Origin of the sequence: Lelliottia nimipressuralis, assembly GCF_004115925.1 — a bacterium.
Classification (GTDB): Bacteria; Pseudomonadota; Gammaproteobacteria; order Enterobacterales; family Enterobacteriaceae; genus Enterobacter; species Enterobacter nimipressuralis.
Genome location: NZ_SDDX01000021.1, coordinates 11,817 through 24,602 on the forward strand (window position 1 = coordinate 11,817; position 12,786 = coordinate 24,602).

The 12,786-nt window shown below is 54.7% G+C and carries 12 protein-coding genes, 2 tRNA genes, 1 pseudogene and 1 other annotated feature; of the genes and pseudogenes, 4 read left to right on the forward strand and 11 right to left on the reverse strand.

Features of this window, described 5'->3' with window-relative positions:
• Positions 1–8: 8 nt before the first annotated feature.
• Positions 9–1,781 carry an aminopeptidase P family protein gene (locus tag ETG88_RS17320; RefSeq protein WP_129035944.1) on the forward strand — a complete coding sequence of 591 codons (1,773 nt, stop codon included), beginning with the start codon at positions 9–11 and terminating at the stop codon, positions 1,779–1,781.
• 95 nt (positions 1,782–1,876) lie between these two features.
• Here the strand turns inward: ETG88_RS17320 and ETG88_RS17325 are convergent.
• The 3 genes and pseudogenes from ETG88_RS17325 to ETG88_RS22655 form a co-directional block, all read right to left on the reverse strand.
• Positions 1,877–1,952 (reverse strand) — tRNA-Asn (locus ETG88_RS17325).
• A gap of 80 nt (positions 1,953–2,032) precedes the next feature.
• Positions 2,033–3,475: a multidrug efflux MATE transporter EmmdR gene (gene emmdR / locus ETG88_RS17330; protein ID WP_232731026.1), complete on the reverse strand. Its 1,443-nt coding sequence runs from the start codon at positions 3,473–3,475 to the stop codon at positions 2,033–2,035.
• A gap of 126 nt (positions 3,476–3,601) precedes the next feature.
• Positions 3,602–3,682 (reverse strand): annotated as a pseudogene (locus tag ETG88_RS22655) (DUF5951 family protein); the annotation flags it as partial.
• A gap of 21 nt (positions 3,683–3,703) precedes the next feature.
• On the opposite strand from ETG88_RS22655, the gene ETG88_RS17335 reads away from it, so the two are divergent.
• Positions 3,704–3,779: transfer RNA gene (locus ETG88_RS17335), tRNA-Asn, on the forward strand.
• 111 nt (positions 3,780–3,890) lie between these two features.
• On the opposite strand, the gene ETG88_RS17340 is transcribed toward ETG88_RS17335, so the two are convergent.
• The 4 genes from ETG88_RS17340 to dacD all read right to left on the reverse strand — a co-directional run bounded on the left by ETG88_RS17340 (position 3,891) and on the right by dacD (position 7,313).
• A complete protein-coding gene (locus ETG88_RS17340) occupies positions 3,891–4,226 on the reverse strand; it encodes a DUF496 family protein (protein WP_095282548.1) in 336 nt (111 codons plus the stop codon).
• 168 nt (positions 4,227–4,394) lie between these two features.
• Positions 4,395–5,453 (reverse strand): FUSC family protein, encoded by a 1,059-nt coding sequence (locus ETG88_RS17345; protein WP_129035946.1) that lies wholly within the window; start codon positions 5,451–5,453, stop codon positions 4,395–4,397.
• Between the two features lie 99 nt (positions 5,454–5,552).
• On the reverse strand, positions 5,553–6,026 hold the full coding sequence (sbmC, locus tag ETG88_RS17350) for a DNA gyrase inhibitor SbmC (RefSeq protein WP_107703299.1): 474 nt from the start codon (positions 6,024–6,026) through the stop codon (positions 5,553–5,555).
• A gap of 120 nt (positions 6,027–6,146) precedes the next feature.
• Entirely contained in the window at positions 6,147–7,313 is a 1,167-nt protein-coding gene (gene dacD, locus ETG88_RS17355; protein WP_129035948.1) for a serine-type D-Ala-D-Ala carboxypeptidase DacD, read from the reverse strand.
• A gap of 198 nt (positions 7,314–7,511) precedes the next feature.
• Between dacD and sbcB the strand changes: the two genes are divergently transcribed.
• Positions 7,512–8,948 carry an exodeoxyribonuclease I gene (gene sbcB, locus ETG88_RS17360; RefSeq protein WP_187469896.1) on the forward strand — a complete coding sequence of 479 codons (1,437 nt, stop codon included), beginning with the start codon at positions 7,512–7,514 and terminating at the stop codon, positions 8,946–8,948.
• A 63-nt stretch (positions 8,949–9,011) separates the two neighbouring features.
• On the opposite strand, the gene ETG88_RS17365 is transcribed toward sbcB, so the two are convergent.
• The 4 genes from ETG88_RS17365 to ETG88_RS17380 all read right to left on the reverse strand — a co-directional run bounded on the left by ETG88_RS17365 (position 9,012) and on the right by ETG88_RS17380 (position 12,439).
• Positions 9,012–10,370 carry an APC family permease gene (locus ETG88_RS17365; protein ID WP_164971814.1) on the reverse strand — a complete coding sequence of 453 codons (1,359 nt, stop codon included), beginning with the start codon at positions 10,368–10,370 and terminating at the stop codon, positions 9,012–9,014.
• Positions 10,360–10,422: a membrane protein YoeI gene (yoeI, locus tag ETG88_RS22605; RefSeq protein WP_100780850.1), complete on the reverse strand. Its 63-nt coding sequence runs from the start codon at positions 10,420–10,422 to the stop codon at positions 10,360–10,362. The genes ETG88_RS17365 and yoeI overlap by 11 nt, the downstream gene beginning before the upstream one ends.
• A 221-nt stretch (positions 10,423–10,643) precedes the next feature.
• Positions 10,644–11,573, reverse strand: a complete 930-nt coding sequence (locus ETG88_RS17375; RefSeq protein ID WP_100780849.1) for a LysR substrate-binding domain-containing protein — start codon at positions 11,571–11,573, stop codon at positions 10,644–10,646.
• 41 nt (positions 11,574–11,614) lie between these two features.
• Positions 11,615–12,439, reverse strand: a complete 825-nt coding sequence (locus ETG88_RS17380; RefSeq protein ID WP_107703296.1) for an SDR family oxidoreductase — start codon at positions 12,437–12,439, stop codon at positions 11,615–11,617.
• Positions 12,440–12,614: 175 nt separating this feature from the next.
• Here ETG88_RS17380 and hisL point away from each other — a divergent pair, with 175 nt between their 5' ends.
• The gene (gene hisL, locus ETG88_RS17390) at positions 12,615–12,665 is read left to right on the forward strand and encodes a his operon leader peptide (protein ID WP_099516347.1); all 51 of its coding nucleotides are present in this window, start codon (positions 12,615–12,617) and stop codon (positions 12,663–12,665) included.
• Positions 12,641–12,764 (forward strand) — a sequence feature (His leader region). (Overlaps the previous gene by 25 nt.)
• Positions 12,765–12,786: the final 22 nt, after the last annotated feature.

Consider the following 12,786-nt stretch of genomic DNA (forward strand, 5'->3'; position numbering starts at 1 on the left):
GATAACTCATGCACACCTCATCACCCCTTACGGCGCTTCGCCAGTGGCTACAGGAAAACAGCCTCGACGGCATGATCGTGCCGCGCACGGATGCGTGGCAGAGCGAATACTGCGCACCGCATTTCGAAAAACTGGCGTGGCTGACCGGCTTTGACGGCTCTGCGGGGCTGGCGCTGGTCCTTAAAGATCGCGCCCTGCTGTTCGTCGATGGCCGCTATCAGGTGCAGGCCCGTGTGCAGGTCAATATGGATGATTTTGCGATCCATCATCTGCACAACGAACCGCTGGCCCAGTGGCTGGAAAACAACGCGAGCGCAGGCGTGCGCATCGCCTTTGATCCCCTGCTGATGACTCACAACGAGTATCAGCAGCTTGCTGCCACCGCCTGTGAATTTGTCCCGCTTGAGACATCGCCTTTCGACACGCTCTGGACCGACCGCCCTGCCGCCCCGGCAGGCTTGATCCGCGAAATGCCGGTGGCAATCAGCGGTGAAAGCAGCGCCGACAAACGTCATCGTGTGGCGCAGTTGCTACAGGATAACGGCGCGGATTATCTGGCAGTAACCATGCCGGATAACATCGCCTGGCTGTTGAACGTGCGTGGCTGCGACATCCCCACCAGCCCGGTTCCGCTTTCGTTTGCGCTGTTGAGCCGCACGGGCGACGTGGAATGGTTCGTTAATGGGGACAAAATCCGCGATCTGCCCGCCTCTGCCCTGGAGGGGATTGTCGTCTCACCGCAGGATGATTTTGTGCCTCGCTGCAAGCAGCTGGGTGAAGGCAAGCGCGTGTGGCTGGATGCGGATTCCGCGCCCGTCGCGCTGCGCTTTGCGATTGAGCCGCAGGGAGAGATCCTCTGGCAGGCCGATCCGGTGACGCTGATGAAGGCGAATAAAAATCCGGTCGAGCTGGAAGGCTATCGCGAATGCCACCAGCAGGACGGCGCCGCCTGGGTGAATTTCCTGGCCTGGCTGTCTCACGAAGTCCCTCAGCGCGAGGCCGCAGGCGAGCCGCTGACCGAGCTGGAAGCGCAGGCGCAGCAGCTGGTCTTCCGCGAGCAGCAGCCTGGTTTTATTGAGCAGAGCTTCGAGACGATTTCGGCCTCCGCCAGTAACGCCGCGATGTGTCATTACCACTCCAGCACAGCATCAAACAAAGCGATCACCAGCGGGCATTTCTACCTGAATGATTCGGGCGGCCAGTATCAGAACGGCACCACCGATGCGACCCGTACGCTCGCGTACAGCAAGCTGGACCCGCAACAGCGCCTGCACTATACCGCCGTGTTGAAAGGCTTTTTATCCCTGATTTCACTGCAGTTCCCGTCGGGCACGCAGGGGCATCAGCTCGATGCGTTCGCCCGCCGTCCGCTGTGGGAGCTGGGGCTGGATTACGATCACGGTACCGGCCACGGCGTAGGGCATCAGCTGCTGATCCATGAAAATCCGCAGCGTATCGCCAAAAAAGTGAATCCGTGGCCGCTGGTGGCCGGGAATATCATTACCATCGAGCCAGGATATTATCAGGCCGACAGTCACGGTATTCGCATTGAGAATCAGGTGGAGATCGTGGAGAGCATGCCAGGCTTCTGCAAATTTGCCTCGCTAACACTGATCCCGATTGATTTGAGCCAGGTGGAACTCGCGCTGCTGACCGAGCAAGAGAAGCAGTGGCTGGATGATTACCATCAGCAGGTGCGGGACGTGTTATCGCCACGGGTGAACAGCGATGCGCGTCCGTGGTTGTTTGAAGCGACGGCTCCGATTCGCGTGAACCGATAGCGTGGCGTGTTGCCCGGTAAGCGAAGTCGCTATCGGGCAATTTCCCTGAACGCAGAAAAGCAAAAAGCCTGCTGTAAAAGCAGGCTTTTCAAATTTGGCTCCTCTGACTGGACTCGAACCAGTGACATACGGATTAACAGTCCGCCGTTCTACCGACTGAACTACAGAGGAATCGTGTGAACGGGGCGCATATTATCGACGCCACCTTTCGTTGTCAAAGACAGATTGCAGAAAATCGTTCGATTGCTGCTTTATTCCTCAGTTCGCACATTTGTCATCCGTTCTGACACGTCAGGAGCAGCATTCGTGGTCTTGATGCGCGGATATTTCCACAGCCAGCGGCCGCTGACCATTCGCCAGTAGAACAGTGCACCGCGCACCGCCCAGTCGAGGAACATCCCCAGCCAGACGCCCACCACGCCCATCCCGAGCATAATCCCGAGTCCATAGCCCGCCACCACGCGACAGCCCCACATGCCCAGCATCGACACCCACATCGCAAAGCGCGCATCACGCGCCCCTTTCAGCCCCGCAGGAAGCACCCAGGAGGCCGCCCAGATCGGCATAAAGGCCGCGTTCAGCCAGATGAGGATTTTAACCACCTCTTTAACGTCATCCTCATGGGTGTAGAACGAGGCCATCAGCCCTGCGAACGGCGCGGTTCCCCATGCGATAATCGTCAGGCCAATCGTTGACAGCCAGAACACGTGGCGCAGCTGGCGCTCCGCCTGAGCAATCTGCCCTTTGCCGAGCCGTTTACCGGTGATGATCGTGGAGGCCGAACCGAGGGCGTTCCCCGGCAGGTTAATCAGCGAGGCGATTGAAAACGCGATGAAGTTACCGGCGATGACATCGGTGCCCATTCCGGCGACAAACATCTGGGTCAGCAGTTTCCCGCCGTTAAACAGCACCGACTCAATGCTGGCAGGAATACCGATTCCCATCACTTCCCAGATAATGGCGAAATTCAGCGGGCGGAAGTAGCTTTTCAATGAAATACGCAGCGCGGGATTAAGACCAATCATCAGCACCGCAACAATCGCGGCCGCACCGATGTAGCGGGAGATAGTCAGCCCCAGCCCGGCACCGACAAATCCCATGCCATCCCAGGAGAAAAGCCCGTAAATCAAAATGCTGCTGATAATGATATTGAGGATGTTCATCCCACCGTTAATGAGCAGCGGAATTTTTGTGTTGCCCGCACCGCGAAGCGCACCGCTGCCAATCAGCGTAATGGCCGCCGCCGGATAGCTCAGCACCGTCATTTCGAGGTACGTCAACGCCAGGCCTTTTACTTCACTGGTTGCCTCCCCCGCCACGATATCGATAATCTCTTTACCGAAATAGTGGATCACCGCCGCCAGGATGATCGAGAAGATGGTCATGATCATCAGGGATTGTCTCGCTGCCTCGCGGGCGCGTTTCGGGTCGAGTTTCCCGAGACTAAAGGCCACCACCACCGTGGTACCGAGATCGATGGCCGCAAAGAATGACATCACGACCATGTTAAAACTGTCCGCAAGACCCACGCCCGCCATCGCCTCTTTACCCAGCCAGCTCACGAGGAACGTGCTGAGGACGCCCATCAGCAGGACGCAGGTGTTTTCCAGAAAGATAGGCACAGCAAGAGGGGTGATTTCACGCCAGAACAGTACACGATAGCTTTTACGTTTGGCATACCAGGGCGTACGCATGACGGCATGGCGCAGAGCGGAAGTGACGTTCAAAATGGACCTTAACGAGAGAAAGTTGAAACTCCATTTCAAATAATGAGGGAGAAACGCTAATCCTGCAAAGTATTTTCCATAAAAAATTGTAGAGAATGACGACAAACTGTCGACAGAATCAGCAGTTGAACCATTGAGTGTAAGATCAAGTTTGACAAAAGTTTTTTCGCCGCTAAGATAAGCCTCCTAACCGATTCCTCTGTAGTTCAGTCGGTAGAACGGCGGACTGTTAATCCGTATGTCACTGGTTCGAGTCCAGTCAGAGGAGCCAAATTTGAAAAGCCTGCTTTTAAAGCAGGCTTTTTGCTTTTCTGGGCCTGTAAAATACCCAAAAAAAAGCCCCCCTGCTTTCGCAGAGGGGCCGTATCAATCTTCGCGACAGTTACTCGCTTTTCGCTTCGCCGTTTTTGATTTCGCCAATCACTTTCAGCTTCTTGGAGATGTCACGACGCTCTTTGGACAGCTCAGCATTTTTGATGATGTAGTCGTCTACGCGATCTTCGTAGTCGGTTTTCATGCTGGCGATAATGCCCTGAATGGCTTCAACGCTCATACCTGGCTTGATGTAGTCGCTCAGGTTATCAAGCAGCAGAACGCGTTTCTGGTTGTCACGGATCTTCTTCTCAACGTCCTGGATTTCACGCTGCAGTTTGTTTTTGCGGCGGAACAGGCGGACGAATTCCAGAACATCCTGGAACGAAGGCTTAGTAGTTTCCATTTTGATACCCCTGCTAATGTAAGATTCGGATTCGTTTAAGCAACCACTGTGCAGATAACCTTACTGACAGCCGCTGCGAATGACAATGACTATATCGTTTGATCCTATCATAACCCCAATCGCTGCTGAATCGAAGCAGCAGGCGTCACAACGGGAGATAGCTGCTTTTTATTTGCGCAGTGCCCGGCAGATAAGATGCGACAAAAGCTCCAGCTGTCGCGCCATTTCCATGCTCAACCATACATAGCCGTGGATAGGCGTTTCCGCCACGCCGTCACCCTGATGCTCGTTGATCAGCTCTCTTAACTCGGCGGTGATCTCATTCAACCGCTCGCTGTTGGCGAGAATCGGCTGCGGGTTCCCCTCATACAGCGCGTGAGCGATAGTCAGCAGCGTTTGCTGCGTCATCTGCTGCGTTTCCTTGAGCGTATGGGCATTCAGCAGCACAAAGTGGCTGGCGCGCGAGGCCCAGTGCGCATTGATCTGCAATTCGAGCATACACACCAGATTACGACTGACCGTTTGAATCGCCTCAAAGATAGACTTTTGAATATGCGTCTCTTTGCTGGCGGGGGCAATAATCCCGCGCATTTTGACGATATCGTTGAGAATTTTTTGCAGATGCTTTTCGAGGCGTGGGCGTTCCACCAGATTCGGGGAAAAACCCGCCTGATAGACACGGTTGACGGCGGTCACGTAGTTCGCCATCTGAATACGCCAGTGCAGGAATGCACGCTGCGGCCAGATGCCGGTGAAGAGCATCGCCAGAAGCGATCCCAGAATGACGTCGCAGCTTCGCCAGAGCGCAGTGGCCATATCCCCCGCCGGGGCGCCAACGACCACCGAAAGGGTGATGCCAATCAGCAGCGCCTGATAGGGCTTTTTACCGAGCGCCAGCCAGCCGCACAGGAACATCGCCCCTGCGCACCACAGCAACATCACGGGAAGTGAAATCAGCTCCAGTTTTAACGCAATCAACCCAAGCGCGGAGCCAAAAATGGTGCCGCCAATACGCTCAAAGGCGCGCGGGACCACGTTTCCCCAAAAAGAGATTGGCCCCATGATCACCACCAGCGTGATTAACGGCCAGGTCCCTTCAGGGATATGCAGCAGTCTCACCAGCAGGAAAGTGAGAATAAACGCCAGCGCGATACGACAACCATGCACAACGCGATAGTGTCGGTATAAACGGATTTCAAAAGGAGTTAATGATTTGTCGGGACGCACACCCGCTCTCCAGCTACACGGCAAATCACAATTGTACTGTGTTTTCTGCCGGACGCATCACGTCCGACAGAAAAACCACACAAATAACAGGATTGCTGCTCAACCCACTTTATTTTGCACCGCGACGTACATTTCGATATCCCAGTAACCATCGACATTGCCATCATTCAGGTAGCGCTCAAAGCACGGTTTGGGAGCGATCTGGTAATGGTGATCTTCAAGAAGACTGTTGAAGAAGCTATACCACGGCGTGGCAAAATCGTGGTTTTCGACACGCGCAACGGCGACGGCATAGTCGCCTGCGGCGATTTCAGTGTGGATAACGCCTTCACTGTTCGCGGGGATCTGAAAATCTTCCGGGACCGTCACTGCCGTATCGCAGCGCAGTTTTTCCGCGGGGACTTCATCGGGATTGTCGTAATAGACCGCCACCCATTCGAGGGGCTGGATGTGGTTGCCATCGACCCACATCGCCAGCTGTTCAAAACCCTGTTTGACCGTTTGCTCCCACGGGCCAACCATATGAAAACCAGCGATTTTACGTTTTGGTTGCTGCTTGATGCTGTAGTCCATACTGCCTCCGTTTATTACTGTATATTTATACACTATAAAGCAGATTCGTTATGTCCGGCAAATGCGAGATGTTTATTATGTGAGCAGACTCGCAGGAGTGCCAGTCTGCTCTTTGGGCCGTCAGGCTTTGTGGTGCAGATAGTCGCTCAGACGTGAGAAAAGACCGCCCTTGTTGACCTTCTCCAGCGTCACCAGCGGCCAGTGTGCAACGACTTTATCGCGGTCATACAGCTCAATTTCACCCACACGCTGATGCGCGGCGATAGGCGCTTCCAGCTCTTTTTTATCGAGTACATATTTGGCTTTCATGTTCGCCACTTCTGATTTTGGCAGCGCCAGCCAGAAATCCTGATCCGTTCCGAGGGAAATTTGCTCTTTATCGCCGTACCAGATGCGCTCCGTGCCGACCTGTTTTCCACTGCGCAGAATCTGCACGGTATCGAAGTTTTGCTGACCCCAGTGGAGCAGCTTGCGGGCCTGATCTTCGCGCCCTTTCGGGCTGTCTGCCCCCATCACCACGGCAATCAGGCGACGCTGACCGTCCACCGCCGACGCAATCAGGTTAAAGCCCGCCCCGGAAGTGTGCCCGGTCTTCAGCCCGTCGACATTCATGGTTTTATCCCACAGCAGCCCGTTACGGTTTTGCTGGGTGATCCCGTTCCAGGTGAGGCTCTTTTCACTGTACATGTGGTAGAAGTCCGGCTCGCCGTGAATAATCGCCCGCGACAGCACCGCCAGATCGTAAGCCGAACTGTGCTGACCCGGAGCGTCCAGGCCGTGCACGGTTTCAAAGTGCGTATCACGCAGGTTCAGCTTTTGCACGTAGTCGTTCATCATGTTGACGAACTGCGGCTGGCCGCCTGCGACGTGGTCGGCTAAGGCGACACAGGCGTCGTTGCCGGAATCCACAATCAGGCCACGGCTCAGGTCGCGAACGGTGACGCGATCCCCCGCTTTCAGGAACATCAGCGACGACCCGTCGAACACCGGATTGCCTTTCGCCCACGCGTCGCGCCCGACGGTCACGATGTCATCGGGGGTAATACGATGGCTATCGATCGCGCGGTCGACCACATAACCGGTCATTAGCTTGGTAAGGCTGGCCGGATTACGCTGTTGGTGCTCGTTGCCCGCTGTTAAAATTTGACCAGTAGTGTAATCCATCAGCACCCAGGAGCCTGCCTGAATGGCCGGCGGCTGCGGCGAGTAGTCCATGGGATCGGCAGCCAGGGCAGACGTAATACTCGAAGCGAGTAAAGAAACAGCAATAAACAGACGGCGTTTCAACGAAATTTCCTCAGGTCATTTAAAATCGTTGCCCTTTTTACGGAAGTTCTCGCTCCATTACCTGTTTAAATTGCAAAAAAATGTGACGTAACGCAGAGATTTAGCGGAAGGCCGCGCGCAATTCTGGCACTGAAAAACGCTTTTTATTCGGCGTGTCGCCGCCGATCGTTTACCATAGCAGTGTCACTTTTTAACAGGATGGTATTACTGGTGTCTGATTCCGCCGCGCTTCCCACATTTCTCTTTCACGATTACGAAACCTTTGGCACCAGCCCGTCGCTGGACAGGCCTTCGCAGTTCGCGGCGATCCGCACCGACGCTGATTTCAACATCATTGGCGAGCCGGACGTTTTTTACTGCAAGCCTGCCGACGACTATCTGCCCCAGCCCGGCGCCGTGATGGTGACCGGCATTACGCCACAGGAAGCGCGTGAGAAAGGCGTGAACGAAGCCGAGTTTGCCCGTCGCGTTCATGACCTGTTTACCGTGCCAAATACCTGCGTGGTGGGCTATAACAACATCCGTTTCGATGATGAAGTTACGCGCAATATCCTCTACCGCAATTTCTACGATCCGTACGCCTGGAGCTGGCATAACCGCAATTCGCGCTGGGACCTGCTGGACGTGATGCGTGCCTGCTACGCTTTGCGCCCTGAGGGGATCAACTGGCCTGAGAATGAGGACGGGTTACCCAGCTTCCGTCTTGAGCATCTGACCCGCGCCAACGGCATTGAGCACAGCAATGCGCACGATGCAATGGCCGATGTGTACGCCACCATCGCCATGGCGAAGCTGGTGAAAACCGCGCAGCCTAAACTGTTCGACTATTTGCTCAGCCATCGCAGCAAGCAGAAACTGATGACCCTGATTGACGTCCCGCAGATGAAACCGCTGGTGCATATCTCCGGCATGTTCGGCGCATGGCGTGGAAACACCAGTTGGGTCGCGCCGCTGGCGTGGCACCCTGATAATCGCAATGCGGTGATTATGGTCGATCTGGCAGGCGATATTTCCCCCCTGCTTGAACTGGACAGCGACGCCCTACGCGAACGTTTATATACGCCGAAGAGTGAGCTGGGCGATAACGCCGCCGTTCCGGTTAAGCTGGTGCATATCAACAAATGCCCGGTGCTGGCGCAGGCGAACACGCTGCGCCCGGAAGATGCCGACAGGCTGGGTGTAAACCGCCAGCGTTGCCTCTATAACCTGAAAGTGCTGCGCGACAACCCGCAGGTGCGTGAAAAAGTCGTGGCGATATTTGCCGAAGCCGAGCCTTTTGTGCCATCTGATAACGTCGATGCACAGCTCTATAACGGCTTTTTCAGCGATGCCGACCGCGCTGCCATGAATATCGTCTTGCAGACAGATCCGCAAAATTTACCGGCGCTGGATATCACCTTTGCCGATAAACGTATCGAGAAGCTGATGTTTAACTACCGGGCACGTAACTTCCCTGGCACCCTCGATGAAGCCGAGCAGGAGCGCTGGGTGCAGCACCGTCGTAACGTCTTTACGCCGGAGTTTTTGCAGCAGTACGCCGATGAGCTGGAAATGCTGTATACGCAGTATGAAGGGAACGCTGAGAAACAGGCGCTGCTTAAAGCGCTGTACCAGTACGCGCAAGAGATTGTCTGAGGGTTTCAGGCATAAAAAAACCGGAGACATATGCTCCGGTTTTTTTTTCGTCATCGCTCAGGATCAGGCGATATCTTCGTACTGTGGAACCGGGTTGCGGAAGCTTTTGGTCACGCAAGCCAGGTACACCAGGCCGATACCACCCCAGATCAGGCCCAGAATCATTGAGCTTTCTTCCAGGTTAATCCACAGCGCACCCACCGTCATCGCACCACACATCGGCAGGAACAGGTAGTTGAAGTGGTCTTTCAGCGTTTTGTTGCGCTTCTCACGGATCCAGAACTGAGAGATCACGGAGAGGTTAACAAAGGTAAAGGCCACCAGCGCACCGAAGTTAATCAGCGCCGTTGCGGTTACCAGGTCAAATTTAATCGCCAGCAGCGCGATAGCGCCTACCAGCAGCACGTTCCATGCCGGGGTACGCCATTTCGGATGAATGTAGCCGAAGAAGCGAGTCGGGAACACGCCGTCGCGACCCATCACGTACATCAGACGAGAAACGCCTGCGTGAGCGGCCATGCCGGAGGCCAGTACGGTGACGCTTGAGAAGATCAGCACGCCCCACTGGAAGGTTTTGCCCGCCACGTACAGCATGATTTCAGGCTGAGATGCGTCCGGATCTTTAAAGCGAGAGATATCCGGGAAGTACAGCTGCAGGAAGTAAGAGGCACCGATAAACACCAGGCCGCCCAACAGCGCAGTCAGCAGAATTGCGCGCGGAATGACACGCTCTGCGTCTTTAGTCTCTTCAGACAGAGAAGAGATGCCGTCAAAGCCGAGGAACGAGAAGCACAGAATTGTCGCGCCAGTAATCATCGGCACCACGTGTGCGCCTTCAGACCAGAACGGACGGGTGCTGGTCAGCGTACCTGCGCCTTCACCGTGTGCCACACCGTAGATGATCATGCCGACGATAACCGCCACGATGCCCATCTGCAGAATAACAATCAGGGTATTGAAGTTAGCCACGGTCTTGATGCTGCGCAGGTTAGAGATGGTCATAAAGGCCACCAGCGCGACAACGAAGATCCACGACGGTACGGAAGGCACCAGCGCTTCAAAGTAAATTTTTGCCAGCAGAATGTTGATCATCGGCATGAACAGGTAGTCCAGCAGAGATGACCAGCCCACCATAAAGCCAACAGCCGGGCTAATGGATTTCTGAGCATAGGTGTACGCAGAGCCAGCGGACGGGAAACGGCGAACCAGTTTGCCGTAGCTCAACGCTGTAAAGAGAATAGCGACCAGCGCAAAGGCGTAAGCCGTTGCAACGTGACCGTCAGTGAGGCCTGAAACGATACCAAACGTATCGAACAGCGTCATCGGCTGCATATAGGCGAGGCCCATCATGACAACCGGAATCAACGTAAGTGTTTTACGTAATTCCACGCGAGAGGTTTTTGGAGTAGCGTTATGCGACATGGTTATTCTCCTTTACGGTGAAAACCGCCACGTAAGCAAAAGATTGCCCCATTTTCTGGATTCCTCAGCGACAACAACTGTCGGATTTTAGTAAGTATCTATCCGGTACGAAGCCCGGCCTCTTTGTTTTTAAATGGCGTTTGTTACATGCAAAAAAAATAACCGACGCCTTTTATATCGTCGGTTAATCTCATTTTTTTGCAGCGGCGCATTTTGCCCCATCTTTGGCATAAAAGGCAATAGATTCAGAACCCCTTCGCGATTTTCTTTTTACTAAGCGGTTGATATTCCGCCCTCAGGTAAAGTGTAAACGGCAGCGATAGCACTATTTGCTAAAATCTCATCCCGCCACCATGCGCTGGCAAGCCCAGCCGTCTGTTCATTCCACCCCACCCACACCGATTCGCTGTTGGTTTGCGCCAGCACTTGCTTTTCAACCAGCGCTCCACTTTCAATGAATCGCTGAGCGAGATAACGCGGTAAATACCCGCAGCCCAGGCCGCTGATTTGCAGCTCCAGCTTGGTTTTAAAGTCAAAAACGGTGATCGCTTCCTGATCGTCGAGCAGTTGCGATGAGGCGGCGCACTCAGGCAGCGAGCTGTCGCCCACGACGATTGCGCGACAGCCTTTAATGACGCGTCGCGGAATCGGCTCTGGCTCCTGAGCAAGAGGATGATGCGGAGCGACCACGAAAACCTGTTCAAGGGTACCGATACGCGCAAACCCAAAATCGCTCGACTGGGGTGGATCGCGCAAGGCACCGACGATGATATCCGCCCTCCCCTGAGTGAGTGCCTCCCAGGAGCCGCCCAGCACGCCGTTGATAAATTTGAGTCGGGTGACGCTGTGACGCTGATAAAACGCTTCGATCAGCGGAGAGAGTAATGAGAAGGGAAACGTATCATCCACGCCGATGATAAGCTCATTTTCCCAGCCCTGATGCAGCTTGATCGCCTGTTTTTCCAGCTCGCGCACCGTGTGAAGTACCTCGCGCCCCTTCTCGAGCAGCATCTGCCCTGTTCGGGTGAAACGCGCGCGGTGACCGCTGCGATCGAGCAGTTGAATATTGAGGTCACTTTCGAGCTTGTGGACGGTGTAGCTTAACGCCGAGGGAGTTTTGAAGAGCTTCGCTGACGCGGCAGCAAAGCTCCCCTCTTTTTCGAGTGCATCGAGGATAATGAGAACATCCAGCAGCGGTTTCATGTCGCCCCCAAAACGGTGTGCGATCAAACCCGCTGGCAGGGTTATTCCATTGGCATCACCAGCGGATCGGGATATTGATACTCAAATCCCAGTTCACGACAAATACGATTGCCATCAATCACTTTGCCTTGCCCTTCCCCAGATGCGTCGCGAAATTGCGGCGGCTCAAGCCCAAGCTGTCGGGCCATCACGGGATAAAACTGACTTCGCGCCGGATGAGAGGGCGCACATATATTATAGATGTGACCGCCCTTCGGGGCCTGTAACAGGAGCGTAATTGCACCGATCACGTCTTCAAGATGAACAAGATTGACGCCATGTTGCCCGTTCGGTGCCGTTTTCCCGGCAAAGAATCGCCCCGGATGACGTTCTGGCCCGACTAAACCGGCGAGGCGTAAAATGTCCACCTGGGTACCCGGTAAATTGTGCAGCCAATCTTCCAGCTCTTTCAGCACGCGCCCACTGGCGGTGACGGGCTTGCGCTCGGTACTCTCTTTCACCGTGCCTTCCACATCGCCGTATACCGACGTCGAGCTGGTGAAAATAATGCGCGGAATATGATGCGCCAGGGCGCTGTCGACAATCTCCTGCACGGCCTGGCGGTAAAACTCCTCGCCCGGCCCGCTGCGGCGTGCGGGCAGCGTGATCACCAGCGCATCCACATTCATCAAGCTGTCGAGATCGTCCGTATCGCACACCAGCTCCGGTTCCAGGCGTAACTCGACGCCCTCAATGCCGCACATTCGCGCGGCCTCAACGCCGTCCACCGTGGTTTTGCTGCCGGTCACCTGCCAGCCTCGCGCCGTTAACGACATCGCCAGCGGCATGCCTAACCATCCTAAACCGACAATTGCGACCTTTTTCATGCGTTTTCTCCTGGCTTGCACGCGTCTGACTTAAGGCTACGCCAGCGCTGAGGAACTGACAATTCATAGCATCAATATGAAATGAATTAATGATTAAAAAAAGCCCTTGCTTTACACCGTGAATGTGGTTTAGGTTAAAAGACATCAGATGCATAAGCATTCACAGAGAATTTATATGACACGCGTTCCTTTTAAAAACCACCATCATCACCATCATCCTGACTAGTCTTTCAGGCGATGTGTGCTGGAAGACATTCAGATCTTCCAGTGGTGCGAGAACGCAAGAGAGAGCCCCCGGAAGATCATCTTCCGGGGGCTTTTTTTTTGGACCGTATCCAGACAGGGTA